The organism is Halpernia frigidisoli (assembly GCF_900113805.1).
GTDB classification, from domain to species: Bacteria; Bacteroidota; Bacteroidia; order Flavobacteriales; family Weeksellaceae; genus Halpernia; species Halpernia frigidisoli.
Map to the genome: position 1 here is coordinate 89421 of NZ_FOQT01000002.1, position 26333 is coordinate 115753.

25 protein-coding genes and 1 pseudogene are annotated in these 26333 nt (G+C 32.8%); 8 read left to right on the forward strand and 18 right to left on the reverse strand.

All coding sequences use genetic code 11. The features are described 5' to 3' along the window. Positions 1-123: 123 nt before the first annotated feature. The 4 genes and pseudogenes from BM238_RS05525 to BM238_RS05535 all read right to left on the reverse strand — a co-directional run. A pseudogene (locus tag BM238_RS05525) lies at positions 124-1059 on the reverse strand (DUF2891 domain-containing protein); the annotation flags it as partial. Between the two features lie 12 nt (positions 1060-1071). Then, positions 1072-1194, reverse strand: a complete 123-nt coding sequence (locus tag BM238_RS14590) for a hypothetical protein (protein WP_262490309.1) — start codon at positions 1192-1194, stop codon at positions 1072-1074. A 61-nt stretch (positions 1195-1255) separates the two neighbouring features. Then, a complete protein-coding gene (locus BM238_RS05530) occupies positions 1256-1660 on the reverse strand; it encodes a hypothetical protein (RefSeq protein ID WP_177205432.1) in 405 nt (134 codons plus the stop codon). A gap of 25 nt (positions 1661-1685) precedes the next feature. Further along, complete coding sequence (locus BM238_RS05535; RefSeq protein ID WP_090079221.1) at positions 1686-2828, reverse strand: acyl-CoA dehydrogenase family protein; 1143 nt, start codon at positions 2826-2828, stop codon at positions 1686-1688. A 143-nt stretch (positions 2829-2971) separates the two neighbouring features. On the opposite strand from BM238_RS05535, the gene BM238_RS05540 reads away from it, so the two are divergent. Continuing rightward, entirely contained in the window at positions 2972-4738 is a 1767-nt protein-coding gene (locus BM238_RS05540) for an AMP-dependent synthetase/ligase (RefSeq protein ID WP_090079222.1), read from the forward strand. A gap of 126 nt (positions 4739-4864) precedes the next feature. Here the strand turns inward: BM238_RS05540 and glgP are convergent, their stop codons facing one another. Both glgP and BM238_RS05550 read right to left on the reverse strand, forming a co-directional pair. Continuing rightward, positions 4865-6523 carry an alpha-glucan family phosphorylase gene (glgP, locus tag BM238_RS05545; protein WP_090079223.1) on the reverse strand — a complete coding sequence of 553 codons (1659 nt, stop codon included), beginning with the start codon at positions 6521-6523 and terminating at the stop codon, positions 4865-4867. Between the two features lie 112 nt (positions 6524-6635). Further along, positions 6636-6995 carry a nuclear transport factor 2 family protein gene (locus tag BM238_RS05550; RefSeq protein WP_090079224.1) on the reverse strand — a complete coding sequence of 120 codons (360 nt, stop codon included), beginning with the start codon at positions 6993-6995 and terminating at the stop codon, positions 6636-6638. Between the two features lie 179 nt (positions 6996-7174). Here BM238_RS05550 and mtaB point away from each other — a divergent pair, with 179 nt between their 5' ends. Continuing rightward, positions 7175-8524: a tRNA (N(6)-L-threonylcarbamoyladenosine(37)-C(2))-methylthiotransferase MtaB gene (gene mtaB, locus BM238_RS05555; protein WP_177205433.1), complete on the forward strand. Its 1350-nt coding sequence runs from the start codon at positions 7175-7177 to the stop codon at positions 8522-8524. A gap of 92 nt (positions 8525-8616) precedes the next feature. Beyond that, complete coding sequence (locus tag BM238_RS05560) at positions 8617-10128, forward strand: FMN-binding glutamate synthase family protein (protein WP_090079225.1); 1512 nt, start codon at positions 8617-8619, stop codon at positions 10126-10128. Positions 10129-10181: 53 nt separating this feature from the next. On the opposite strand, the gene BM238_RS05565 is transcribed toward BM238_RS05560, so the two are convergent. From BM238_RS05565 to dnaA, 4 genes are all read right to left on the reverse strand, one after another. Next, entirely contained in the window at positions 10182-10559 is a 378-nt protein-coding gene (locus BM238_RS05565; RefSeq protein ID WP_090079226.1) for a hypothetical protein, read from the reverse strand. A 77-nt stretch (positions 10560-10636) separates the two neighbouring features. Then, entirely contained in the window at positions 10637-11335 is a 699-nt protein-coding gene (locus BM238_RS05570; protein ID WP_090079227.1) for an SAM-dependent methyltransferase, read from the reverse strand. Positions 11336-11380: 45 nt separating this feature from the next. Further along, positions 11381-11812, reverse strand: coding sequence for a low molecular weight protein-tyrosine-phosphatase (locus tag BM238_RS05575; protein ID WP_090079228.1), 432 nt, complete (start codon positions 11810-11812; stop codon positions 11381-11383). 82 nt (positions 11813-11894) lie between these two features. Then, the gene (gene dnaA, locus BM238_RS05580) at positions 11895-13349 is read right to left on the reverse strand and encodes a chromosomal replication initiator protein DnaA (RefSeq protein WP_090079229.1); all 1455 of its coding nucleotides are present in this window, start codon (positions 13347-13349) and stop codon (positions 11895-11897) included. A gap of 134 nt (positions 13350-13483) precedes the next feature. On the opposite strand from dnaA, the gene BM238_RS05585 reads away from it, so the two are divergent. Further along, positions 13484-13888, forward strand: a complete 405-nt coding sequence (locus BM238_RS05585) for an acyl-CoA thioesterase (protein WP_090079230.1) — start codon at positions 13484-13486, stop codon at positions 13886-13888. Between the two features lie 15 nt (positions 13889-13903). Here the strand turns inward: BM238_RS05585 and pepE are convergent, their stop codons facing one another. Beyond that, complete coding sequence (gene pepE, locus BM238_RS05590; protein WP_090079231.1) at positions 13904-14605, reverse strand: dipeptidase PepE; 702 nt, start codon at positions 14603-14605, stop codon at positions 13904-13906. A 302-nt stretch (positions 14606-14907) separates the two neighbouring features. Here pepE and fsa point away from each other — a divergent pair, with 302 nt between their 5' ends. Further along, a complete protein-coding gene (gene fsa, locus BM238_RS05595) occupies positions 14908-15561 on the forward strand; it encodes a fructose-6-phosphate aldolase (protein ID WP_090079232.1) in 654 nt (217 codons plus the stop codon). A 76-nt stretch (positions 15562-15637) separates the two neighbouring features. On the opposite strand, the gene mazG is transcribed toward fsa, so the two are convergent. From mazG to ruvX, 4 genes are all read right to left on the reverse strand, one after another. Then, positions 15638-16411, reverse strand: coding sequence for a nucleoside triphosphate pyrophosphohydrolase (mazG, locus tag BM238_RS05600; protein ID WP_090079233.1), 774 nt, complete (start codon positions 16409-16411; stop codon positions 15638-15640). Between the two features lie 131 nt (positions 16412-16542). Next, positions 16543-17091, reverse strand: coding sequence for a DUF5606 family protein (locus tag BM238_RS05605; protein ID WP_090079234.1), 549 nt, complete (start codon positions 17089-17091; stop codon positions 16543-16545). Positions 17092-17136: 45 nt separating this feature from the next. Next, on the reverse strand, positions 17137-17709 hold the full coding sequence (gene def / locus BM238_RS05610) for a peptide deformylase (RefSeq protein ID WP_090079235.1): 573 nt from the start codon (positions 17707-17709) through the stop codon (positions 17137-17139). A 2-nt stretch (positions 17710-17711) separates the two neighbouring features. Next, a complete protein-coding gene (gene ruvX / locus BM238_RS05615) occupies positions 17712-18122 on the reverse strand; it encodes a Holliday junction resolvase RuvX (RefSeq protein ID WP_090079236.1) in 411 nt (136 codons plus the stop codon). Positions 18123-18264: 142 nt separating this feature from the next. Here ruvX and BM238_RS05620 point away from each other — a divergent pair, with 142 nt between their 5' ends. Beyond that, entirely contained in the window at positions 18265-18732 is a 468-nt protein-coding gene (locus BM238_RS05620) for a SixA phosphatase family protein (RefSeq protein WP_090079237.1), read from the forward strand. A 142-nt stretch (positions 18733-18874) separates the two neighbouring features. Here the strand turns inward: BM238_RS05620 and BM238_RS05625 are convergent, their stop codons facing one another. Further along, entirely contained in the window at positions 18875-20416 is a 1542-nt protein-coding gene (locus tag BM238_RS05625) for a serine hydrolase (protein ID WP_090079238.1), read from the reverse strand. A 117-nt stretch (positions 20417-20533) separates the two neighbouring features. Between BM238_RS05625 and pyrF the strand changes: the two genes are divergently transcribed. After that, positions 20534-21895 carry an orotidine-5'-phosphate decarboxylase gene (gene pyrF, locus BM238_RS05630; RefSeq protein ID WP_090079239.1) on the forward strand — a complete coding sequence of 454 codons (1362 nt, stop codon included), beginning with the start codon at positions 20534-20536 and terminating at the stop codon, positions 21893-21895. 19 nt (positions 21896-21914) lie between these two features. On the opposite strand, the gene BM238_RS05635 is transcribed toward pyrF, so the two are convergent. Beyond that, entirely contained in the window at positions 21915-22772 is an 858-nt protein-coding gene (locus tag BM238_RS05635; protein ID WP_090079240.1) for a DUF4846 domain-containing protein, read from the reverse strand. Positions 22773-22866: 94 nt separating this feature from the next. Between BM238_RS05635 and BM238_RS05640 the strand changes: the two genes are divergently transcribed. Next, on the forward strand, positions 22867-25689 hold the full coding sequence (locus tag BM238_RS05640) for a gluzincin family metallopeptidase (protein WP_090079739.1): 2823 nt from the start codon (positions 22867-22869) through the stop codon (positions 25687-25689). A gap of 52 nt (positions 25690-25741) precedes the next feature. On the opposite strand, the gene BM238_RS05645 is transcribed toward BM238_RS05640, so the two are convergent. Further along, entirely contained in the window at positions 25742-26311 is a 570-nt protein-coding gene (locus tag BM238_RS05645) for a hypothetical protein (protein WP_090079241.1), read from the reverse strand. Between the last annotated feature and the right edge of the window lie 22 nt (positions 26312-26333).

Consider the following 26333-nt stretch of genomic DNA (forward strand, 5'->3'; position numbering starts at 1 on the left):
TAGAAAATTTAAATTTTAGTCTAACAATTTTAAAAACTTTTTATCCCGCAGATTTTTAAGATTTATCTGAACAAAAATCATTGTGGTCTTAGTGAAAATCTTTGCGCCTTTGTGGTTAAAAAACTATTCCTGCGAAAGCGCATAAACCGCAAAGCTCGCCAACCAATGATCGCCACCATAATTTCCAGCAAAAACCAAAGGCAAGGCATTTTTGAGAAAAATATCTGCCGTTCTTGTGAATTTACTTTTTAGCGGATGATTTTTAGGTAAAGCATTCGCAATTCCTTTCATGCACCACGCTTTTGTAAATGATAAACCAACCAAATGAACGGTCTGGAAATCATTAATATCGCTTATTACAGGGATTTTAGAAATATTTTCAATACTTCTTTCATCATAAAATTTATTTAACCAATTTACGAATTCCTTTTGCGGAAGAAGTCTTCGCATCAGATCTGCGATTTCTAAACTTGGTGAAAAAAAATCACTTCCGTCCGGTTCGAGATAAGCGGGCGTTTTTTCATCTTTTAAGTAAAAATATTTAGACTTTTCAATGAGAATTTTCTCAAAATCTTTGTAGCCGGTCGCTCTTGCCCAATCTAAAGCAAAAGACATTGCAAAAGCCGTATTTGGATGAACGCCGGTTCTGTTTGGATAAGTTTGTTTGGGTAAATAATCTTTCCAAAGCTTTAGAATTTCGTCCGTTAAAGGTTTTAAATTTTTGTGCCAGATCTTTGCTTGCGGATCTTTCCACGTTGCCAATTCTTTGTCTAATTGTAAAATCCAGGCCCAACCGTAAGTTCTTTCGAAATTCTGTGCAACTTCATATTTGGTGAAATATTCAGCCTCTTTTTTCATTTTATCCGCCTGAAAAGATTGATCTAAAATTGTAGTGATTTCAGCAGATTTTGCAAAATCCGGTTTGCTTTTTAAAATCTTTAAAAGCATCCAGTGCCCATGAACAGACGAATGCCAGTCAAAACACCCGTAAAAAGTTGGGTGTAGATCTTGCGGTGTTAAGGTCGCTTCTGCAGCAGAATTGATAACGTGCGCAGTCTTATTTGGATATTCCTAATTGATGCATTTCAAAGGTTTTTCAGCCAGTTTTGTGGCAACTTCATCGGTAAATTCCATTTTATTTTGGGCACAAATTGAGGTTGAAACTAAAGCAAATAGAAAAATATAAAATTTCATGAATTTAATTTAAATATAAAAGTAACAAAAAAACCTTTCAAAAAATTGAAAGGTTTTATATTTATTTAGAGTTTAAAACTCTATCTACAACGTAAACTGTGTTTCCGCGCCAGGGAATCGTCCCGTGGTATTCTTTATAATGCAGATCAAAATTCTTTCCGCTATTGGCTTCAAGCTGGTCGAAAACGGCTTTATCTTCTATTGAAAATTCAAACTCATAACTTGTCAAAGCGCCGGATTTTGAGTTATTCCCGAAACCCTGCTGAATCAGTTTTCCTTCATAAGTTTTAAAAACATTTCCTTTTTTTACAACAAAATTAAGCTGACCGGATTTTACGCCTTCACCAAAAACAAAAAAGTATTTGTACCAGATAAAAACGCCGCCAAATAAGAGAATAACTAAGATGATCCAAAGAAAAAATTTGCGTGAACTGCTCTTTTTTTCGGTGTAGATTTCCTGTTCCATATTATTAATTTAAAATAAAATTAAACTATTTTTTCGAAATACTTCTACTGATCACAATTTTTTGGATCTCGGAAGTTCCTTCATAAATTTGAGTAATCTTTGCATCACGCATCAATCTTTCAACATGGTATTCTTTCACATATCCGTATCCACCGTGAATTTGAACAGCCTCAATCGTTGTGTCCATCGCCACTTGTGAAGCATAAAGTTTTGCCATTGCGCCACTTTCAGAAATATCTTTTCCTTCATCTTTTTCAGCTGCTGCTTTGTAGCAAAGCATTCTTGCTGCCATAATACTCACGTGCATATCTGCTAATTTAAAAGCAATTGCCTGATGATTGATAATTTCTGTACCGAAAGATTTTCTGGTCTGGGCGTATTTTAAAGCCAGTTCATAAGCGCCACTCGCAATTCCCAAAGCCTGAGAAGCAATGCCAATTCTTCCGCCATTTAAAACTGCCATAGCAAATTTAAATCCGAAACCATCCTCGCCAATTCTGTTTTCTTTTGGAACTTTTACATCTGTGAATAATAAAGAGCAGGTATCACTTCCGCGAATTCCTAATTTATCTTCTTTTGGACCTGTTTCAAAACCTTCCCAACCTTTTTCTACTATAAAAGCATTAATGCCCTTATGTTTTTTAGAAGCGTCAGTTTGAGCCATTACAACATAGTAAGTTGCATTTTTTCCGTTTGTGATCCAGTTTTTTGTACCGTTTAAAAGATAATGATCGCCCATATCGATCGCTGTAGTTGCTTGTGAAGTAGCATCAGAACCTGCTTCCGGCTCGCTTAAAGCAAACGCACCAATCACTTCACCACTTGCGAGGGGTTTTAAATATTTTTGTTTTTGTTCTTCGTTGCAAAATTTTTCTAAACCTGCACAAACCAAAGAATTGTTTACAGACATTACTACTGCTGCAGAAGCATCAATTTTTGATAATTCTTCTAAGGCTAAAACGTAAGAAATGCTGTCCATTCCTGCGCCGCCATATTTTGGATCTACCATCATCCCCATAAAACCGAGCTCGCCCATTTTTTTTACCTGTTCCGCAGGAAATGTTTGAGTTGTATCTCTTTCTATCACGCCGGCTAAAAGTTCAGAATGTGCAAAATCTCTTGCAGCTTGCTGAATCATCAGTTGTTCTTCCGTCAAATTAAAATCCATAAAATAATTTTAGTGTTACTTTGTAAAATTACGATAAATAGTAAAAACATTAAAATAATTTTATTTTTAGATTTATATCAGAAATTTTAATATTTTTACTAAATAGTCAATAGAACTACTAATCTTATTTAAATATAATAAATATGTCGATGACGAGACTTTTTGATTTTGCCCAAAATGCTTTAGATAAATTTCCAAAAGATGACTTTTTGGTGACGAAAAAAAACGGTGAATGGCAAAAAACTTCTACTTTAGAATTTGTAAATCAGGGTAATAAAATTTCCCGTGGATTATTAAAACTAGGAATAAAACCTGGTGATAAAATTGGTTTAATTTCTACCACGAACCGCACAGAATGGTGCGTTATGGATTTGGGAATTTCTCAGATTGGTGTGATTACGGTGCCAGTTTATCCAACAATTTCTGTGGATGATTATATTTATATATTTAATAATGCCGAAATAAAATATTGTTTTGTCTCTGATAAAGATCTTTATGACAAATTAATAGACGTTCAAAAATCGGTTAATTCTTTAGTTGGTATTTTTTGTTTTGATGACGTTAAAAGCGCGCCAAGCTGGAAGGAAATTCTGGATTTGGGGGAAGATGATGCCACACAAGATGAAGTTGAAGATTTAAAGAATTCCATCAATGAAGAAGATCTAGCCACTTTAATTTACACATCCGGAACAACGGGAAGACCAAAAGGCGTCATGTTGACTCATCGAAATTTAGTTTCAAATGTTTTGGCTTCAACACCGCGAATTCCAAAACTGAATATTGATTATAAAGAAATGAAAGCGCTGAGTTTTCTTCCAATTTGCCACGTCTTCGAACGCATGATCTATTATATTTACAGTTACAACGGATTTTCAATTTATTTCGCTGAAAGTATTGAAAAAATTGGCGATAATGTGCGCGAGGTTAAACCTCAATATATGACCGTCGTTCCAAGATTAGTAGAAAAAGTTTACGATACTATTTACAATAAAGGTACTTCTGCTGGTGGATTAAAAGCTAAAATATTCCTGTGGGCCGTTGGAATTGCAGAAAATTATGACATCAACAAATCTAAAACTTTCAAACACTGGATCGCTGATAAACTTGTATTTTCAAAATGGAGGGAAGGTTTAGGCGGAAATATTTTAACGCTCGTTTCTGGATCTGCAGCTTTATCTAAAAGATTAAATACAATGTTTCATGCGGCTGGAATTCCTATTTTGGAAGGTTATGGTTTGACAGAAACTTCGCCTGTAATTGCTGTAAATAGTTTTGAAAAGCTAAAAATTGGTTCTGTAGGTCAACCCCTGGCAAATTTGGAAGTGAAAATTGCTCAGGACGGCGAAATTATCGTGAAAGGACCGTCAATAACTAAAGGTTATTTTAAAGCTGAAGATAAAAATGAGGAAGCTTTCACAAAAGATGGTTTCTTTATGACGGGTGATATCGGACATTTAGACGAAGATAATTTTCTTTTTATTACCGATCGAAAAAAAGAAATGTTTAAAACAAGCGGTGGAAAATATATCGCACCGCAAGTCATTGAAAACGCAGCAAAAGCTTCAAAATTTATAGATCAAATAATGGTTGTAGGTGACGGGGAAAAAATGCCGTGTGCCTTGGTTCAGCCAAATTTTGAAATGGTAAGAAGTTGGGCAAAAATTAAAAATGTTTCTGTCGGTGACACTAATCAGGATCTTTGTAATAATAAGGAGATTAAAGATCGAATTGAGAAAGAATTAGAACAATATAACCGTCATCTGGGTAAATGGGAACAGATAAAAATGATTGAATTAACGCCTGACGTTTGGTCTGTAGAAGACGGTTTACTTACACCAACTTTAAAATTAAAACGAAAAGCAATTAAAGAAAAATATCTCGATCTTTACAATAAAATGTACGGACATTGATTATAAGTAATTGGTAATGAGTAATTAGTAATTAGTAATTATTAATATAAAAAAATCTACGAAAAAATTAATTTTCGTGGATTTTTTATTTAAAAGTCTTTGATCTTTTTTCTTTTATCTAAAAGTCTATTTCCGATAAATCTGTTCGTAATATTCCGTCGCCATTCTATCGCTGTTAAATTGATCTTTTACATCATTCATCGCATTTTTAACGACTTCGCGCCATCTTTTTGGCTCATCATAATACATCGGCAAAATTTCATTTTCTAAAACGTCATAAAGATTATCCAGATCAAATTTGTCCTGGTCATAAATGCTTAAATTATCATAATCTGCCAAAGGCGTTACAAAAGAATTTTCACCATTTTTAGCAAATTCCGGAATCCAGCCATCGTCTGTTGAAAGATTTACGGAACCATTCATAGAAGCCGTCATACCTGAAGTTCCCGAAGCTTCTCTTGGGACGCGCGGATTATTCAACCAAAGATCAGAACCTTGTTTTAAACTTTTACTTAAAGCCAGTTCGTAACCTGTCAAAACTGCCATATTTTTATAATTTTTACTTTCTTCCACTAAAGAATTAAAAGTAGAAATCGACGAATAATCCATCGGATAAGGTTTTCCTGCCCAAATGATCTGCACCGGATATTTTGGATTATTTAATAATTTTTCAAATCTTTGTTTATCGTGAAGTAGCAAATCAGCTCTTTTGTAACCTGCAAAACGTCTCGCCCAAACAATCGTAAAAGTATTTTCATCAAAAAGATTTCCCGTTTGATCTGCTACAATTTTAAAAGCGCGCTTCTTAAGTAATTTTTTTCGTTCATCAAAAGCTGAATTGTCATTTTTATCTTTGGCCTTATATAAATTTTTGTCAGCCCAATATTTAAATTCCTGCGCATTTGTGATCGCTTTTATTTCACAAATTCCATCATATTTATTCCACATTTTCCGGGAAACTTCACCATGAAGTTGAGAAACAGCGTTAGAAACCCGCGCCATTTTCAAAGCACAAAGTGAATGATTAAATCGGTCGTCACTTACGCCTTCAATATCTTTTACAGCGTCAATGTTCAATCCTGAAAAATAAGACATATCAGAACAAAGATGAATATTGTGTTTTTCATTTCCGGCTTCTTCCGGCGTATGCGTCGTGAAAACCAGTTTTTCTTTCACTTTTTCCATGTCACCGCCGTATTTATTTAAAAGATAAAATGCTGCAGGCAAACCATGCGCTTCATTAAGATGGTAAACTTCACGCTCAAAATTCATCATATCTAACAATTTTGCACCTCCTTTCCCGAGCAAAATGTACTGCGCCAACTTTGTAGATTCGTTGGCGTCATACAAACGGTGAGAAATTGTTTTTGAAATATGATCATTTTCAGGCACATCTGTGCTTAAAAAAAACATCGGCGCTGTATCAAAGGTTTCAGGTTTCAGATAAAAAGCTTTAACCCAAACCGGCGCACTGTGGATTTCTATTTGAAATTTAATACCAGTATCTTCCAGAAAGCTGTACATTTTTTTCGTCCAGGTCGGAAGTAAAGTTTGATCACTATTTCTCGCCTGGTCGTAATATCCAAATTTCCATAAAATTCCGATGCCAACAATATCCTGTTTTAAATTATAAGCGCTTCTCATATGAGAACCGGCAAGAAATCCAAGACCACCTGAATATATTTTTAAAGCCTGATCAATGGCAAATTCCATAGAAAAATAAGCCGTTTTTTCTGTAAAATCTTTATTAATGCTGTAAGGCATTTTGAAGTTTTTAAAATCCATTTTTAGTTATTTTGTTTTTGTAAAGACAAATATAATATTTTAATTGTTCCAAAAAATTTTGACAAAAAAAAGACCTTTTAAAAAAGGTCTTTAAATTATCTGAAAATATATTTTATTTAAAACAATTTGTATCTTTAAAATAATCTGACAAAAATTTTATAGTTCCGTTCTCTGTAAAAGAAACGATAGTACAAATTTGGTTACTGTAAATACCCTTATTTGCAATGGTTCCTTTTGACATTGTTTCATAGAAAAATTTATTATTTCCTAAAGAAAAAATTTCATCAACGTCCCATTCAAGCTTCTCATATTTTCTGAAAATAGCTCTAAATAAGGCCATAATTCTTCTAACACCTACAACTTCACCCGCTGGCGGAATCCATATTCTACTTTCGTCATTAAACCACTTTTGAAGGTTTTCAATCTTCAATGAGTTTAAATCTTCCATAAATGAAGTTACTTTACAATCCATACAAATATATACGATAAATTTTGTGCCAATAGTTTGATTGTTCAAAAATTAATTGAAGTTGCAATTTAGACATTTGAAATTTAAGAATCAAATAGAAAATTTTTATTTAAATTATTTTTGCCATAAATTCTTTAAATAAATTAGATCTAATTTTCTTTCGTAAATTTGCCGCTTCAATTATGGATTTAATTACTACCAAAAAAGCAGCATTTCATACCTTAGGTTGCAAACTAAACTTTGCAGAAACTTCTACTATTGCGCGTCGATTGACAGATTCCGGCTATGAAAAAGTTGGTTTTGAAGAATCTGCACAGGTTTATATTATAAATACCTGTTCGGTTACAGAAAATGCTGACCGTGAATGTAAACTTCACGTAAAACGTGCATTGAAGGCAAATCCTGAAGGTTTAGTGGTTATTATCGGGTGTTACGCACAATTAAAACCGGAAGAAATTTCTGCGATTGAAGGTGTAGATCTTGTTTTGGGTGCGAAAGAAAAATTTAATGTTTTAAGTTACCTCGAAGATTTAGAAAAGACAAAAGAACATGCTTCAGTTCACTCGTGTGAAATTGAAGAAACAGATTTTTTTATTGGAAGTTATTCCATCGGCGACAGAACACGCGCTTTTTTAAAAGTTCAGGATGGTTGTGATTATAAATGTACGTATTGCACAATTCCTTTAGCTCGCGGAATTTCACGTTCTGACACCATTCAAAGTGTTGTGCAAAATGCAAAAGAAATTTCACAAAAAGGCATTAAAGAAATAGTTTTAACCGGCGTCAATATTGGCGATTACGGCAAAGGCGAATTTGGAAATAAAAAACACGAACACACTTTTTTAGAATTAATTTCAAATTTAAACGAAGTTGAAGGTATTGAGAGGATTCGTATTTCTTCCATTGAACCTAATTTATTAAATGATAATTGCATCGATTTAGTCGCAAAAAGTAAAAGGTTTGTACCTCATTTTCATATTCCTTTACAATCCGGTAGCGACGATCTTTTGAAAAAAATGAAACGCAGATATTTGACAAATTTATATCAAAATCGGGTTTCAAAAATAAAAGAAGTTTTGCCAAATGCATGCATTGGCGTTGATGTAATTGTTGGATTTCCGGGTGAAACGGAAGAACACTTTTTAGAAACTTATAATTTTTTAAACTCACTTCCTATCAGTTATTTACACGTTTTTACTTATTCTGAAAGAGAAAATACGGAAGCAGCTTCAATGGAAAATGCTGTTCCAATTCCGGAACGAAAACGCCGTAATAAAATGCTTAGAATTTTATCTGAAAAAAAGAAAATGGCGTTTTATCAAACTCAATTAGGGGAAACTTTATCGGTTTTGTGGGAACACGAAAATAAAAACGGTTTTATGTTTGGTTTTACAGAAAATTATGTGCGTGTGCAAAAACCTTTTGATTTAAGCTCTGTCAATCAAATTGAAAATCTGGAATTAACTAAAATTTTAGAAAATGGAACGGTTTCAGTTAGTTTCAGTTTCGCCGATTTCCTTCAAAATGCTTAAAACATTTTTAGGCTAATTTCTTCCTTTTTCTTCTTTTTAAAACGAAATTTCTTATCTTTAAATAATATCGTAATTTTGATAAAATTTAAAAAATGAGAAATAAATTTTTAGTTTGGGGCGCTGTTTTGATCATATTTTCGACTACAATTGCCCTTCTTATAAAAGCCGATTACTGGATTCCAATATTGTTATTAATTATTTATTTAATTGGCCTTTATAATCTAACGCAAACAAAACACGCAATCCTTCGCAACTTCCCTGTTTTAGGCTATTTTCGCTATTTCTTTGAAGAAATTTCACCGGAAATGCAGCAGTATTTTATTGAGCGTGAAACAGACGGAAAACCTTTTCCTAGAAATCAACGCGCTGCCGCGTATAGACGAGCAAAAAATCTGCCTGACAATGTGCCTTTTGGTACGCAACTAGAAATTAACCAAAGAAAATATGAAGGTTTAAAACATTCGATCTACGCAAAAAGTCCTTCGGAAATATTACCTCGGGTCATTGTTGGAAATGAACAATGTTCTCAACCATACGACGCGTCTTTGTTAAATATTTCAGCCATGAGTTTTGGATCTTTAAGCAGCCGCGCAATTGTATCGTTAAACCGTGGTGCAAGAAAAGGAAATTTTTACCATAACACTGGTGAAGGTGGACTTTCGCCTTACCATTTAGAAGGAGGTGGCGATATTTGCTGGCAAATTGGAACAGGATATTTTGGCTGTAGAAATGAAGATGGTACATTTTCCGGTGAATTATTTAAAAAATATGCCACTTTACCAAACGTAAAAATGGTAGAAATAAAATTATCACAAGGTGCAAAACCAGGTCATGGCGGCGTTTTACCTGCAATTAAAAATACGGAAGAAATTGCAAAAATCCGTCATATACAACCGGGAACAACTGTTTTATCACCACCGGGACATTCAGCCTTTTCAGATGCGTCAGGACTATTAAGATTTGTAGCGGAACTTCGTGAATTATGCGGCGGAAAACCAGTCGGATTTAAACTTTGCATCGGTGACACTACAGAGTTTGAAGATATTTGTGAACAAATGAACGTCATGAAAATTTATCCAGATTTTATAACAGTTGATGGCGCGGAAGGCGGAACCGGCGCAGCACCACCGGAATTTTCTGACGGTGTGGGAATGCCTTTAGAACCTGCATTAATTTTTGTGAACACGACTTTAAAAGCTTTTGATGTTAGAAAAAAATTGCGCGTAATTGCCAGTGGAAAAGTTTTGACTTCATTAGATATTCTTCGCGCAGTAGCGATGGGTGCGGACATGTGCAACAATGCTCGAGGTTTCATGTTTTCCTTAGGTTGCATTCAGGCGCTGCGATGCCACACAAACAATTGCCCGACCGGCGTTGCAACACAAGATAAAATGTTGATGAAAGGTTTAGATGTAAACGATAAAAGTGAACGAGTTTATCATTTTCATAAAAATACCTTGCATACTTGTAATGAATTAATTTCCGCCACAGGAAGACATTCCTACAGAGAAATTGATGCCTCAATGTTTATGCGCGGTGATGAATTTGAACATCTTTCTGATACTTATTTTCCAAATATTTTATCTGGCGTCAGAAAGAATTAAGAAAAAAAAATGTCCTAACGAATGTTAGGACATTTTTTTTTTTTAAAGTGAAATTAAGCGTTAAAATGCTCTTTTACCTTTTCTAAAAATTGGTCACCGCTCATTTTTTGGTCAGTTCCCAATGTTACTTTTAAATTTTTAAACTGAGCAGTTTCAGCTAAATGGTTTTTAAACTGTTCCTGAATTGTTCCCGTTCCAGTCACATACAATTCCTGAGTATTTGTAATTAGATGCTCTAAATCTTTAAAAAACTTGGCTGTGTTAGTTTGTTCAGCATTATTCGCTGCGTTTTCACTTGAATTTCCACCCTGAACGATTCTTTTTACCGGATCACAAAGGAAAAACTTAAAAGCGCTTTCGATATCGTGATTTTTTACTACAATTGCATTTTCTGAATCCATCCAGATTCCTGCTAATTTTTTGTCTGACATAATAGTTAATTTATTTTCAAACTTACATTCAAGAATGATGCAAAGCTTTTGTTAATTAATGTTAAAGTCGATTTTGCCTATTTTCCTAAAATAAAAACAGTCGGTATTTTGTGAAGATTTGGCTTTTGCTTTTGCCAGTTTTTAATATTTAAAGTTTTAATATATTCATCTGTCGGATGATTGATATTTGCAGCGATACAAAGTTTGGTTTGTAAGGAAAGATTTTTGCAAAGATCTTCAAATAAAGGCATGTTTCGATACGGTGTTTCCATAAATATTTGAGTAAAACCAGTATTCTGCAATAGTTTTTCCATTGAATTAATTCTTCCTTTTCGTTCAGATTTTTCAATTGGTAAATAACCATTAAAAGTAAATTCCTGACCATTAAAACCACTTGCGATCAAAGCCTGAACAAAAGAACTTGCACCATTAATTGGAATAACTTTTATATTGTTTTCATGGCAAAATTTTACCACAATATTCCCCGGATCCCCAATGCAAGGCAAACCAGCGTCAGAAAGTAATCCAAAATCAGCACCTTCCCGCATTAGTTTTTGAGCTTCTAAAAAATCAGAATTTTTGGAATATTTATCAACGACAAATAATTTTAAATCTGATTGTTTTTTTTCCGGGCAAAAATATTTAATAATCTTTCTTGCTGGTTTTTCATTTTCTACAAAAAAGTAATTGGTTTTCAAAATGTATTCTGAAATAATTTTTCCAAAGTAATCTTGTGGCGTTTCTGGCGATAAATAAGCGGGAATTAAAAAAAGCATATTTTAAAAATAAAAAGGTAAAAGTGTAAAGATAAAAGTTTTAAATTATTGTTTTAAATTTTTTACAATCTCATCGCACGCTTTGTCTAAAAGCTGAAAAACATCTTCAAAATCATCTGCTTTTCCCCAATAAGGATCCGGAACTTCTGAATTATCTAAGACTAATGAAATTTTTTGAATTTGCTTTTCATTGGTTGCTAAAGATTTTACGTCCTTCAAATTATTTTTATCCATACAAAAAACCAGATCGTAATTGTCTAAATCTGAACTTTGAATATGTTTTGATTTTTGGGAAGAAATATCAATTCCGTGTTTTTTCGCAACTTCTATAGAACGTTTATCAGGTTGATTTCCTTCGTGCATATCAATTGTTCCGGCAGATTCCACAACGTGATTATCTGATATTTTTGATTTTAAAATTCCTTCTGCTAAAGGGCTTCGGCAAATATTTCCGAGGCAAACCATTAAGATTTTCATAATATATTTTATTTAAAAAACCTTTCAAATATTATTTTGAAAGGTTTATGTTTTTTATAAATTTAAAGTAAAGTTTATTCGATTATTTTTTAATTTTTTCGGTTAAATCTTTTAAATATTTTTTAATTTCTTTATCCATTTTACCAACATCTCGAATAGTGTCACAAGCGTACATTACGGTTGAATGGTCTTTTCCGCCCATTTCTTCACCAATTTTTGTAAATGTTGCGTTAGTGTATTCTTTCGAAAAATACATCGCTAATTGGCGCGGTAGAGCAATTTCTCTTTTTCTTGTTTTAGATAAAAGTTGCTCTCTTTTAATCCCAAAATACTCACAAACAACATCTTGAATATAAGGAATATTGATCACTTTTTTCTTACTACAAGCAATTTTTGAAATAGTATCTTTTAAAAGTTCAAGACTCAATTCTGACTTATAAATTGTAGAATAAGCGATCACAGCGTTTATAATTCCTATAAGTTCGCGAACGTTTGTTTGTGCTTCTGCAGCTAAAAAATCAAGCATATCATCGGTTAAAACAATTCCGTCACGACTTAAACGGTCAACAATTATTTTTCGTCTTGTATCAAAATCGGGTGATTTTATTTCAGCTGAAAGTCCCCATTTAAAACGGGAAACAATTCTTTCCTGAATATCCATTATATCAACCGCAGCTTTATCGGAAGTCAAAATAATTTGCTTTCCATTTTGATGTAAAAAATCAAAAATATGAAAGAAACTGTCTTGTGTAGCTGATTTACCGGATAAAAACTGAATATCGTCAATGATCAAGACATCTACCATTTGGTAAAAATTTGAAAATTCTGTTTGTTTACGCGCTTTTGCAGCAGAAATAAATTGCTGAATAAATTTTTCTGAGGATAAATATAAAACCACTTTATCAGGAAAAGAGGCTTTTACTTCCAGACCAATGGCATGACCTAAATGTGTTTTTCCAACACCATAACCGCCGTGCAAAAACAGTGGATTGAATGCTGTCGAACCTGGTCTTTTTGCAATTGAACGTGCAACTGTTGCTGCAAATTTATTGCTTTCACCTTCTACATAATTATCAAAAGAAAAATCTGCTTTTAAGTTTGAATTAATTTCCACTTTTTTCATCCCGGGAATGGCAAATGGATTTACCAATTCACTGGAAACTGATGGTGGTCTCGTTTGCTGTACTTTCGGGGAAACAGTTGTTTTCCCTTTCATATTCAAAGTGATGGCTTCTTCTTTCCCCTGAGGTTTGTTTTCCATCACAGAATACCATAATTTTACACCTTTACCGATATTTTTTTTCAAAGCGGCAGAAAGAAGTGCCAAATAATTGTCTTCTATGTATTCTTTATAAAAATCACTTGGAACTAAAAGCGTTAAATTAAAATTTTCCAAAGACAAAGGCTGAACTTTGTCAAACAATAAATCGAATGAATTTTCCAGTTTTTTCAAGTCGGTGTGGTCTTCTGCAGCATTGAGATTGTCCCTCATAAAATGAAGGCAGTTTTCCCAAATTAAGTCAAGATTTTCATTCATTATTTATGGAACAGTAGAAGTTTTTTGGTTATGTTTTGAAGGGAGACAAATATCTTCTTTTTTAATTGCAAAAAAAATATTTGTACTATTGATTATTAAAAAATATATTTGTATGACTTGTTTAATACTTTAAAATGATACACACAACACACACAATAAGAGTACGTTACGCCGAAACAGACCCTATGAAATACGTCTATTACGGCAACTACGCTGCCTACTTCGAAATTGCGCGCGTTGAACTTTTTCGCACGCTTGGGAAGTCTTACGACGAGATCGAAAAGCTTGGTTTTTGGTTACCTGTTTCAGAGTATTCTATAAAATATTTAATGCCAGCTTTTTATGATGAAGTTTTAGAAATTCATACTTTTATAAAAAAAATTCCGGGTGTGAGAATCGAATTTGAGTATGAAATTTACAATCCAAAAAAACAGAAAATAACGGAAGCCAAAACCACCTTATACTTTTTTAATTCTGAAACAAAAAAAATATGCAGTTGCCCGGATTTTTTAATGGATTTGATCAAACCTTATTTTTAAAAGATTGTTTTCAAGTTAAAAATTACTGATATCACTTCCGCTTTTAATTTCATACGGTTCTTTTCCTACTTCAAAAATTCTTGTGGATTCCGGACCTTCAACTGTAATTTTTTCGTTGATCTTTCTGATCCAGTTTCCTTCGCGCAATCCGATAACTTTCGAGTTATTTTGGGTTAAAAATTCTTTTATTCTTGTTTCTCTAGTTTCGCCGTTATGTTTTAAAGTCAGATCAGCGTCAAGATAATGCGCATTTAAATTAAATGGAACTAATGCCATACATTCAAAACTTGGCGGATAAACGATCGGCATATCATTCGTAGTTCTCATATTCAATGTTCCTATAACGCTTCCGGCGCTTGTTCCGAGATAAGGTTTTCCACCTTCGACATTATATTTTAAAATATTCATAATGCCAAGTTCATGTAAAGTTTTCACTAAGAGAAAGGTATTTCCACCACCTGTGAAATAGCCTTTCGCAGAATTTACAGCACTGGTTTTATCTTCAAATTCGTGTAATCCTTTGACCTTAATATTTAATTTTAAAAAAAATTCTGCTGCTTTTGCTGTATAATCTTCATGAGAAATACCGCCAGGACGGGCGAAAGGAATAAATAATATCTCGTCAATTCCCTGAAATAAACTTTTCAGTTCTTCAGTTAAATATTCTAAATAATTGCCGCCATAAAGCGTTGAAGTTGAAGCCAGAAGTATATTCATATTTTAGTGTTTGGTGTTTGGTGTTTGGTATTTGGTATTTGGTATTTGGTATTTGGTATTTGGTATTTGGTTCTTACAAAATTAGTTTTTTGCAAATTGTTTTTGTAAAATATTTATGATCTTTTGAACGAAAAAATAAAACTTCGAGGTAGCCCCGATGGCAACGGCATCCTTTTTTTTTGCGCGAGCGAGGCGAGCGCGTAAAAAGATAAAGTGAACAGCGGGACAAATTTTAAAACAAAAAACTAATCTTGTTGCTCCTAAAAAATAGCCCTACCTTTGCTTGATAAAAATATATTTATATGAAATTTTTTATTGATACAGCGAATTTAGATCAGATAAGAGAAGCTCAGGATTTGGGGATTTTGGATGGCGTGACGACCAATCCATCGTTAATGGCGAAGGAAGGAATCAGCGGAAAAGAGGCTATTAACGCCCATTACAAAACGATTTGCGAAATCGTAGACGGTGCAATTTCTGCAGAAGTTCTTTCGACAACTTATGAAGAAATGATCGCTGAAGGTGATGAGTTAGCAAAAATCCATAAAAATATTGTGGTGAAAATCCCGATGATAAAAGATGGTATAAAAGCTTTAAAATATTTTTCCGACAAAGGGATTAAAACAAATTGTACTTTAATTTTCTCTGCGGGACAGGCACTTTTAGCAGCAAAAGCCGGCGCAAATTATGTGTCGCCATTTTTGGGAAGACTGGATGATATTTCGGTTGATGGCTTAAATTTAATTGAAGAAATTAGAATTATTTTTGATAATTATGATTACGACTGTGAGATTCTTGCAGCGTCAATCCGCTCGCCAATGCACATTATCAACTGCGCGAAAATTGGCGCAGACGTGATCACTTCTCCTCTTCCTTCGATTTTAAATTTATTAAATCATCCTTTGACTGACAAAGGTCTGGCGCAATTTGTAGCAGATGCAGAAAAGATGAAATAGTGAAAAAGACTTTTAGACGATAGACGGAAAGAAAATAAATTAAAAAAATCCTGAAAGTTAAATTTCAGGACTTTTTTTATTTTTTCAATTCATCTTTCGCTTTTTCCCAATAAACATCCATTTGCTGTAAACTTATATCACTCAGATTTTCATTATTTTCAGCAGACATTTTTTCCATTAACTGGAAACGCGCGAGAAACTTATTATTGGTTTTTTCTAAAGCGGAATCAGCATTCAAACCGTTCATTCTGGCATAATTGATTAATGAGAAAAACATATCGCCGAGTTCCTCTTCTTTTTTATTTAAATCAGTTTCCGCGTGAAATTCTTCCAGTTCTTCATCTACTTTTTTCCACGCATCTTCAGCGTTGTAAAATTCAAAACCAATACCTTTTACTTTTTCCTGAATTCTGTATGCTTTAATTAATGATGGTAAACTTTTTGGAACGCCGCCTAAAACAGATTTATTTCCTTCTTTTAGTTTTAATTTTTCCCAGTTTTGCTTAACTTCCTCTTCATCTTTTACCTCAACATCACCATAAATATGCGGATGGCGGAAGATTAATTTTTCACTTAAAGATTTAATAACTTCACCAATGTCAAAAGCATTTTTCTCTTCACCAATCTTTGCATAAAAAACCAAATGCAATAAAACATCGCCCAATTCTTTTTTAATTTCAACTAAATCTTCCTTCAACAAAGCATCAGATAATTCGTAAGTTTCCTCTAAAGTTAAAGGTCGCAAGGTTTCAAAAGTTTGCTTTTGATCCCAAGGACATTTTTCCCGAAGTTCATCCATAATATCTAAAAGTTCGGAGAATAATTGTAGTTTTTGTTCTTTGGAAGTCATATTTTACGTTTTTAGTTTTTGGCTTTTGGTTTTTGGTTTTCGGTTTTTGGTTTTTCGCTAAATAAAAAATCGGCAAAGAACAAACTTTGCCGAAGTAAATTATTTATTGCTAATTAATTATTACTAATATTTTAGCCCATTTTTCTGTGCGTACTTTTCGCTGTAGATTTTGCAGAGGAAGAAGATTTCACTTTTGGAGTAACCGCTTTTTCTTTTTTCTGAACAGACTTTTTATCATCTATTTTATCTGTGATCGAAGATTCTTCTTCTTTTGTTTCTTCAGATTTCACAAAACTTTCAGGTGTAATGTAACCTGCTTTTTCCAGCAAATTATACCACTGAGATAATTTTTTAATATCAGAAACATAAACACGCTCTTTGTCATAATCCGGCAAAACTTCATCCATGAAAGATCTAAGTTCAGCATCTGTAGATTTGTGAGAAATCGTTGGTTTGTAATCTTCTTTTTTTGCTACGTTTTCTAAAACTTCAAACAAAGGCACTTCTTTATCAAAAGTAAACATCGCAATATTGTCAAGCAAACTTACCTGCGAAGAATTAGAAATACTGGCTTTTTTCTTAGTCGTAATATCTTCAACTATAAAACCATTTTTCAAATGAGAAACCAATTTAAAAAGTCCTGGTTTACCAGAAATTGAGATTATTTTTTCTAATTGCATATTTTTTTTATTAAATTTTTATCTAAATATTTTTAAATTAATTTCCTACTTCGGAAATCTCATTTTATAATTTACATTCACGTCGCCTTGCGAGATTTTTACCAGTTTTCCTTTGATCATTTTTTTCTTTAATGAGCTTAAGTGGTCAGTAAATAAAATTCCTTCTATATGATCATATTCGTGCTGAATAACTCTCGCACGCATATCTGAAAAAGTTTCAGTATGTTTTTTAAATTTCTCATCGAAATATTCGATGGTAATGGTTTCGTGTCTCGCCACATCTTCACGAATATCAGGAATTGAGAGGCAACCTTCATTAAACTTCCAAAGTTCACCGGTTTCTTCTAAAATTGTAGGGTTTATTAATACTTTTTTAAAAGTTTTTAATTCTTCTGCAATCTCCTCATAATCTTCATCATCTGCTAAGGGCGAAAGATCTACCACAAAAACACGAATATCCAGACCAACTTGCGGCGCAGCCAAGCCAATTCCGTTCGCATCTGCCATAGTTTCAAACATATTTTCAATAAATGTTTTTAATTCTGGATGATCTTTCGAAATTTCTTTTGATTTCTTTCTTAAAACCGGGTCTCCAAAAGCCCGAATTGGTAATATCATTTCTATTTCTGTTCTAAAAAGTTTTGCAAAATTATTGTTGCACTTACTTTATCTATTAAACCTTTTTCCTGTCTTTTCTTTTTGCTTTTACCGCTTTGACTAATGAAAAAACTCGCCATCTTAGAGGTAAATCTTTCATCAAAACGGGAAACTTTTACTTCCGGAAAATTGATTTTAAATTTCTCAATAAACTTTAAAATATCATTTTCAATTTCTGATAAGTTTCCTTTTAAATCAATTGGCTGGCCAATTACAACTTCGTCTACTGAATTATTTTTAAAATAATCACTACAAAAATTTAAAAGTTCCGCATTAGGAATTGTTGGTAAGCCACTCGCAATTATTTTTAAATCATCAGTTTCCGCAAGACCGCATCTCACTTTTCCATAATCTATTGCAAGTACTTTTCCCATCAATTGGCAAATTTACTAAAATTTAGTAAAACCATGAATTTTAATGTTTTTCTTTATTTAAATAACTAAAAAATTTTTTATAAATTTAATAATGCAAATTTTTGAATGATTTAAAATTTTACAAAAAAACTAAAAAACACCGATGAAAACATTGATACTTGTGCGCCACGCTAAAAGCGACTGGCCGGAAGACACAGAAGATTTTGACAGACCTTTGGCTGAAAGAGGAATTAAAGACGCTACTGAAATGGCAAAAAATTTATTTGAAAAAGAGTTAAAAGTTGATTACTTTTTAACAAGTCCGGCAAAAAGAACGGTTGAAACCTGTGATATATTTTCAAAAAAATATGGAAAATCCTTCGAAACAGCGGAAAAACTATACCATCCTTCTGAGAAAAATTTTCTCTCTGTAATTTTATCTTTAGACGATTCTAATGAAGCCGTAGCGGTATTTTCCCATAATAACGGAATTTCAAACTTTGCTAATTCATTGTCAGAAGATATTGTTCATTTTCCGACCTGTGGTGTAGCACTTTATAATATTGATTGTGAGCAATGGTCTAACTTTGAAAATGCAGAAAAAAAATTGGTGGCGTTTTTTAAACCATAATTAGTTTATTTAAACACAAAGACACAAAGATTTTCACTATAATACACAAAGTTTAATTACGGAAAAATTTGCTTTAAACTTTGTGTCTTTGTCGATAAAATATTCCAAAAAAGATCTTCGTGACATTGTGGTAAAAAAAAAACTATTTCACTTTCTGCAAATCCAAATCACCAAAATCAAAACTAAAATCTGTCACGTCTGATATCGGCTTCATTTTAGCGGAAGTGGCGTTGCCGTTTTCATCAAAATTGAAAGTGATAAATTCATCAGCATCATAACTTTGATTGTCCAGTTTTACGATAAAGGTATTTTCAGAATAAGGCAATAAAGTTCCTTTTAAACGCGGTGAATTTTTGGGATTAAAGCGGTAGTTTTTTCCTTCTTTTTTAATATCAACATCACCAAACCATTTATCTGCGTAAGTTCCAATAAATTGCGAATCTTTTGGTACTGAGTTGCTTCTAGAAAAAGAATCAGATTTAGCAAAAACATCTGCTTTCCCTTTCGCGATCTTAATGTCATAATTTTGCATTCTGTCGCCGTAAGTTTTCAGCCAGTTTCTATCTTCAATTCCAAAGTAGTTATCCTTCACTGTATTCGTGATTGTGTTAAACGCTGCACCACTTTGCTGATTTGTTAAAACCACAATTCCCAGTTTCATATCCGGAATTAAAGTAAACTGAGTTACCGTTCCAATTAATCCGCCAGTATGCTGCACCTGAAAATGACCTTTGACATCACTTAAAAACCAACCCATTCCGTAACCGTAAAAATGAGTGTCGTAAGGGTTTTTTAAAGCAACAGAAATTGGACGCTGAATCTGCCAAATTTGCTGAATTTGTTTATCGGAAACCAATTTTTTACCATCTTTCGTCGTCCAGCCATTCATAAGAAAATCTGCCCAGATCGTCATATCTTTAATGTTACTCATAATTCCGCCCGCCGCATTTGCTGTGTCATTCCAGTCGTGTGGCACTTGAACAGCTTTTCCGTTGATTGGTGCATGTGCGCCAATTTTATTTAAAACATTTTTTGCGTGATCATAACTTCCAAAACTTGAAATCATCCCAACAGGTTTTAAAATTCTTTGCTCGATAAAATCTGCCCAGTCCAAGTTGGAAACTCTGTGGATAATTTCTCCCGCAACAATGAACATCACATTATTATATTCCATACCGTTCCGGAAAGAATAATTTGGTTTCAAATAACGGATATTTTTTACAATATCATTTACAGTTTGCGTCCCGCCTTCAGGGAAAAACATTAGATCACCCGCACCTAAACCAAGGCCGGCACGATGCGTTACGAGATCCTTAATTGTTACTTCCTGACTTGGATAAGCTTCAGATAATTTAAATTCGGGGATATATTTTGAAACTTTATCGTCCCAGTTTAATTTTCCTTCATCAGCAAGTATTGCCAAAGCAGTCACTGTGAAACCTTTTGAATTTGAGGCAATTCCTACCAAAGTATTTTCGTCCATTGGTTTTTTTGTCGTCAATGAAGCAACTCCAAAACCCTTAGAATAAATTAATTTCCCATCTTTTATGATTCCAACCGACATTCCCGGAACATCAAAAGTTTTTAAAGTATTTTGAATTAATTCATCTAATTTCTTTTGATCAACCTGCGCAAAATTAAGTGTAGAAATCAGTAAAAAAAGTACTGGATAAAATTTTTTCATTTTAAATTTTTTTTGTTTAAAAACCTCTCAAAGATAATAATTTAGGAAATAAAAAAGTAAAAGTTATAATTCTATATTTTAAACTAATAATCTTAAATTTGCACCAAACAAAAAACAATGGATAATAAGGAAAGTTTTTTATTAGAATGTTACAAACTGGGCATCATAAAATTTGGAAAATTTACCCTAAAAAGCGGCATTGAAAGTCCTTTTTACGTAGATTTAAGACCACTTGCTTCTGACCCAAAAATTTTAAAAAAACTATCCAGTTATTTGTTAGAATTAATTTCTACAACCGATTTTGATATTATTTGCGGCGTTCCTTATGCGGCGCTTCCTATGGCGACGGCAATGTCGCTTCAAAGCGAATTGCCTTTAATTATTAAAAGAAAGGAAGCAAAAACTTACGGCACAAAAAAATTAATTGAAGGAATTTTCAGTACGGGACAAAATTGTCTTTTAGTGGAAGATGTTATTACGAGCGGAAAATCTTTACTGGAAACTATTCCGGAAATTGAAAATGAAGGCATTTCTGTTTCAGATATTGTGGTTGTTTTAGACCGTCAGCAAGGTGGAAAAGAACTTTTAGAGGAAAAAGGTTTTAAAGTTCATTCACTTTTTAACATTACAGAAGTTTGCGAAATTTTAAGAAATAATAATTTAATTTCAGAAGAAGAAATCACCAGAATCAATGATTTTCTCACTGGAAATGAAGTAAATTTTGAAGTTGAAAAACACCTGACTTATGAACAAAAATTAGAAAAAACCAATAACTCTTTCGCTAAAAAGATTCTGGAAATTGCTATTGAAAAAAAATCTAATTTAATCGCATCTGCAGATGTTTTGACGACAAAAGAACTTTTAGATTTTGCCGAAAAAGTGGGTCCAAATATCGTGGCTTTAAAAACGCACATAGATATTATCACAGATTTTGATTTCGATGAAACCATTTTACCTTTAAAAGAATTATCAAAAAATTACAATTTTCTTTTAATGGAAGACCGCAAATTTGCTGATATTGGAAATACTCAGGAATTGCAGTTTGCTAACGGAATTTATAAAATTTCTTTCTGGGCAGATCTTGTGACTTCGCAGGTGATTGGTGGAGAAACTTCTTTAGATTGTTTTCTAAATGTTGGTGTAATTGCCATTTTAGGAATGTCTTCGAAAGGAACTTTAACGAATTCGGATTATCGCGAAAATGCTTTAAAAATAGCACTTTCTCATCCAAATGTGATTGGTGGCGTTTCTCAAAATAAAATTCCGGAAGACCTTTTATTATTTACGCCGGGTGTGAATTTAGAAAACTCCGGCGACGGAAAAGGGCAGCAATATAATACGCCGGAATATGTTTTTAAAAATTTGCAAACCGATTTTATTATCGTAGGACGCGGAATTTACAAGGCGGAAAATATTGAAAAAGCGTCTTTAGATTATAAAATTGCCGGGTGGAATTCTTATTTAACGGGCAATAAATAATTTTTATTGAGAATTAATATTAAAATTTACCCTTAAACCTTTTAATCGAAGTTGGTTTAAAAATATATTTAGCAGTAATGGTCTGTGCAGAATTAACGTCCAATTCATACCACGGCGATATTTTTTTATTGACAGGATTTATTAAAATGTGAATATCCTGCGCAGGCATAAAACTTTCCGCTAAAAGATATAATTTTTGTCCAGAAATATTTTTTGAGATTCCGACAATGATCACAGAATGTCCCGGACTTCCCGGTTTTATAAGGAAATCGCCCACTTTTACATCTTCATTATTGGTAATTTGCTCACTTTCTTTATTAAGGGAAATCGTGCCCGCATATCTGAAAATCAAGTCTAAATAATCACGAAAATTCTCATAAGAACTGTCAGATTTTGCAGCTTTAATAAATTTTACGCGATCTTTTACTTCTTCCGTTCTAATTCCTTTTTCGTAGTCTTTCCAGGTTAAAAATTGTCCGCTGGTAAAATGAAAACCAATTTTTTCAAATTTTTTCTGAGCAAACAGATATTCTGCATAAAGCCGAATCCAGGCATCGGCGCATTGCTGCAAATCTTTTTCACCAACATCAATTTTTAAAATAGCTGCATGGTTATATTGTTTAGCAATCGGAATTTCATTAAAATCGCGAACCGGAAAATCTTTAGGATAGAGTGGAAAATTAACCAAATAATCGCCGAACGAATTCGGTGTTTCAACTTGCCATTTGTAATTACGCGGCGGAGAAAATCTCGTTCTAACTGTCGATTTACCAGCTTCGATATTTAAAAGCTCCGTTTTTTCCTCGACCTGCGCGATTATAGTAGATGAAATTGACAGGAATAAAATAAATAACAGTTTTAAAAATCTGATTTTCAATGTAAAAACGTATTTAAAATTAAAGGTAGAAAATTATTACCAAACATTCAATTTTTTGTTATAGAACAATTATATTTGAGATCAATAAATGCAAATGCAAAAATTCAGCTTTTTATTTTTCGTTTTTTTTGGCTATGCGACAGTTCTGTCACAGCAGGATTCTATTGCCATAAAGGCGACTTTGCAATCCGATCTGAGAACTTTAGATGTAAAGCAATCCATTATTTATCGTAATGATCTGGATGAAAGTATTTCTAAAATAAAACTTTTAAACTGGATCGCCGCCTATCAAAACAGCAAATCTCCTTTAGCTAAAAGAAAACTGGACGACAGAAAAAGCGAAATATACTTTGCTAAAAAAGAAGATCTTGGTCAACTTACAAATCTAAAAATTCTTATTGAAAGCAATTCATTAAACGTCTCAAATCTTGAGGAAGAAAATATTTATTTAGACTTAAAATCTCCTCTGGAAGCAGGAAAATCTTTGAAGATTGATCTAGATTACACTTTGTATTTACCGGTGAAAAAATTCACGGAATATGGCTCCGAACTGGATGAGATTTCATTAAAATATTTCTTTATTGTCCCAGACAGTTTTGAAGAAAAAGAACAATATTCCAAATATTTTCAGGATGTGGAGGAAACGCAAAATGCCGGTACTTTTTGGAATATTAGCTTAAATTATCCACAATATTTTTCTTCTCAAAGTAATCTGAAGAAAATTGACAACAATAACTTCAGCGGAAAATTATCCGGAGATCCTGAAATTCTTTTAAGTCTAAAAAAACTGTCAGATCCATTTATTTTTAATATCGATAATCAGAAAATTTCGATAAAATTAGGCTATCCAATTTCACCGGAAGAACAGGAAAATTTAGAATTTTTTCTGCCTCTTCAACTTAAGTTTATAAAAGACAAAGTTGGTTTCCTACCTTCAAATATTTTTATCGGGGAAAAATTTCGCAGGAAGGAAAACTTTTTTGGCAATGATGATATAAAATTCTGGAAATTTAAATACCAGCTTTTTACGGATGCACAAAAAACAGATCTGGACTATTTTAGTATCATTTCAAAAAATATTTTAGAGCAAAGCTTCATAACAGAAAAGATAAAAGACCATTGGTTTAAAAATGGGTTAAAAACCTATTTAGAAATTGAATATCTTCACACCTATTATGAAAATACGAAACTTTTAGGACAACTTCCGGAAGATTTAAAAATTTTTAAGTTTAAACCTTTAAAATTATTTTATGCTTCTGATCTTAAACTAACAGACCGCTACGGTCTCGCCTATCATTATATTCTAACAAAAAACCTGGATCAAAAAATTGATTCAAAATACAGCGATCTCAGTAATTTTAATGAAATGGCAATCAGTAGTTTTGAAACGGGAAGTTTGTTTGATTTTATTGGTCAAAAAATGGGAAGTGAGAATTTCGATGGTTTTTTGAAGGATTATTTTGCTAAAAATCTAAATCAAAAAGTTGACACAAAAGATTTCCTGGACCAATTGGCGGTAAAATCGGAATACAGTTCGTCTTTTTTAGAAAAATATTTCCAGCACAAAAACAGAGATAATTTTAATCTTAAAAGCTATACAAAAGCCGGCGACAATTTCCAGATCCGGATTAAAAAAAACACAGACCTTCCGTTACCTTTTAAACTGGAAACCGAAACAAATGAAGGTGAAAAAAAGGTTTATTTTTATGATACCTCAGCGCAAAAAACGGATATTCAATACAATATTCCGCAACAAAATGCTGAAAAAATAACAATAAATGATGATTATGTTTTCCCTGAAAGCAGTTACCGTGATAATTATATTTACACAAAAGGGCTGTTTTCTAATATGAAGAAAATCAAATTTAAATTTTTGCAGGACATTCCAAATCCGGAATACAATGAGATCTATCTTAATCCAAAAGCTACTTTTAATGCGTATGATAAAGTTCTTTTAGGCTTAAATTTTAAAAATAAATCACTTTTTGACCAACCATTTATTTATTCCTTTACCCCTTATTACAGTACAGGAACCAACGAAATTACCGGTTCTGGTGCGGTTTCTTATAGCTTTTTACCACCGGAAAGTTTTTATCAAAATCTGACGTTTGGTGTTTCTGGCTCTTATTTTCATTATGATTATAATCTCGCTTATCAAAAATATTCTGCTTTTGCAAGTTTAAATTTTACAAAAAACCCCAGAAGCACAGTGGGCAGAAGTTTAGGAATTTCTTATTCCTATTATAATAAAGATCTTGATCCGAGAAGATTAAAATCTAACGATTATAATCAATATGATCTTTTTAGTTTGGGATACAGCTACGGCGATAGCAAACTGATCCACGAGAAATATGTGAGTGGAAACATTCAGACGATGAAAGATTTCCAGAAAATATCCGCTGAAGGCTTCTACCGTTGGGAATATGCACATAATAAAAAGATAAGTTTCCGGCTTTTTGCAGGTTATTTTTTAAACAATTCTACCAGAAATAATTTGTTTGACTACGGTATTTCACGGGTTTCAAATTATTCTTTTTCATACGGTTTATTGGGACAAAGTGCTACAACAGGATTGCTTTCACAACAGTATATTTTGGCAGATGGTGGTTTTAAATCTTATATCGGAAACACTGTAAATCAATACATTGCCAGTACAAATGTTGATTCTCATATCTGGAAAATGTTTAATATTTATGCAGATGCAGGTATTTACAAAAATAAATTTCAAAAAGCGGAATTTATTTGGGACAGTGGCGTAAAACTGAAAATAATTCCGGATTTCCTGGAGGTTTATTTTCCTATCCAGTCTTCTTTAGGATTTGAGCCTTCTTTTAAAGATTACGGCAGAAGAATTCGTTTTACTTTAATTTTAAATTTTGCGGCGGTGACTAATTATTTCCGTCGCGGTTGGTATTAGAAAAAGCCTGAAAATAAATTTTCAGGCTTTAAAATTTTAAAATAAATACGTTTTAATTTCCTGCAATTACTTTTACGTCATCAATATCCAAATTGTAATCGGCGCCTTTTCCCACTTTTACGGCAAAGAAATTTGATGCAGCATTGGTGTTGATATCAGTAAGTTTGGAACAATCCAAAGTAATTTTCACAAATTTATCTTTTGTAAAAATGGTTCCGGTGTAACTATTTGTTTCGCTATCCTGCACAGTCATATCTTTTCGAACATCGCCCAAATTAAATTTATAAAAAGTGCCATCTGTTTTGTAAACATTTACAGATAAAGATTTTGCGGCGGAACCCTTTAGCATAAAGGTAATTTCTTTAATTTTTGCAGGTAGAGTTTCAGTTGCTTTTGCAGTGAAAATATAATCGTTCCCTGCAGGATTTCCTATAATTTTTAGATCACCGCTTGAGTTTATCCCTTCGCCTACACCTTGTCTGGCGTAATCTTTTAAGCCATATTTGTTTAAACTTGCTGTGAAGTCTGCAAAATTATCAAAATCAGCGCCTTTAAAGGCATTTGTTTGCGCACTGGCAAATGTGATGAAACTTAAAGATAAAATCGTAAAGATCTTTTTCATTTTATTAAATTTTTGTTAATAC

Coding starts and splice junctions, on each gene's coding strand:
- BM238_RS14590 (WP_262490309.1), bottom strand. CDS start 1,194: ATGAAATTTTATATTTTTCTATTTGCTTTAGTTTCAACCTCAATTTGT.
- BM238_RS05530 (WP_177205432.1), bottom strand. CDS start 1,660: ATGGAACAGGAAATCTACACCGAAAAAAAGAGCAGTTCACGCAAATTT.
- BM238_RS05535 (WP_090079221.1), bottom strand. CDS start 2,828: ATGGATTTTAATTTGACGGAAGAACAACTGATGATTCAGCAAGCTGCA.
- BM238_RS05540 (WP_090079222.1), top strand. CDS start 2,972: ATGTCGATGACGAGACTTTTTGATTTTGCCCAAAATGCTTTAGATAAA.
- glgP (WP_090079223.1), bottom strand. CDS start 6,523: ATGGATTTTAAAAACTTCAAAATGCCTTACAGCATTAATAAAGATTTT.
- BM238_RS05550 (WP_090079224.1), bottom strand. CDS start 6,995: ATGGATTGTAAAGTAACTTCATTTATGGAAGATTTAAACTCATTGAAG.
- mtaB (WP_177205433.1), top strand. CDS start 7,175: ATGGATTTAATTACTACCAAAAAAGCAGCATTTCATACCTTAGGTTGC.
- BM238_RS05560 (WP_090079225.1), top strand. CDS start 8,617: ATGAGAAATAAATTTTTAGTTTGGGGCGCTGTTTTGATCATATTTTCG.
- BM238_RS05565 (WP_090079226.1), bottom strand. CDS start 10,559: ATGTCAGACAAAAAATTAGCAGGAATCTGGATGGATTCAGAAAATGCA.
- BM238_RS05570 (WP_090079227.1), bottom strand. CDS start 11,335: ATGCTTTTTTTAATTCCCGCTTATTTATCGCCAGAAACGCCACAAGAT.
- BM238_RS05575 (WP_090079228.1), bottom strand. CDS start 11,812: ATGAAAATCTTAATGGTTTGCCTCGGAAATATTTGCCGAAGCCCTTTA.
- dnaA (WP_090079229.1), bottom strand. CDS start 13,349: ATGAATGAAAATCTTGACTTAATTTGGGAAAACTGCCTTCATTTTATG.
- BM238_RS05585 (WP_090079230.1), top strand. CDS start 13,484: ATGATACACACAACACACACAATAAGAGTACGTTACGCCGAAACAGAC.
- pepE (WP_090079231.1), bottom strand. CDS start 14,605: ATGAATATACTTCTGGCTTCAACTTCAACGCTTTATGGCGGCAATTAT.
- fsa (WP_090079232.1), top strand. CDS start 14,908: ATGAAATTTTTTATTGATACAGCGAATTTAGATCAGATAAGAGAAGCT.
- mazG (WP_090079233.1), bottom strand. CDS start 16,411: ATGACTTCCAAAGAACAAAAACTACAATTATTCTCCGAACTTTTAGAT.
- BM238_RS05605 (WP_090079234.1), bottom strand. CDS start 17,091: ATGCAATTAGAAAAAATAATCTCAATTTCTGGTAAACCAGGACTTTTT.
- def (WP_090079235.1), bottom strand. CDS start 17,709: ATGATATTACCAATTCGGGCTTTTGGAGACCCGGTTTTAAGAAAGAAA.
- ruvX (WP_090079236.1), bottom strand. CDS start 18,122: ATGGGAAAAGTACTTGCAATAGATTATGGAAAAGTGAGATGCGGTCTT.
- BM238_RS05620 (WP_090079237.1), top strand. CDS start 18,265: ATGAAAACATTGATACTTGTGCGCCACGCTAAAAGCGACTGGCCGGAA.
- BM238_RS05625 (WP_090079238.1), bottom strand. CDS start 20,416: ATGAAAAAATTTTATCCAGTACTTTTTTTACTGATTTCTACACTTAAT.
- pyrF (WP_090079239.1), top strand. CDS start 20,534: ATGGATAATAAGGAAAGTTTTTTATTAGAATGTTACAAACTGGGCATC.
- BM238_RS05640 (WP_090079739.1), top strand. CDS start 22,867: ATGCAAAAATTCAGCTTTTTATTTTTCGTTTTTTTTGGCTATGCGACA.
- BM238_RS05645 (WP_090079241.1), bottom strand. CDS start 26,311: ATGAAAAAGATCTTTACGATTTTATCTTTAAGTTTCATCACATTTGCC.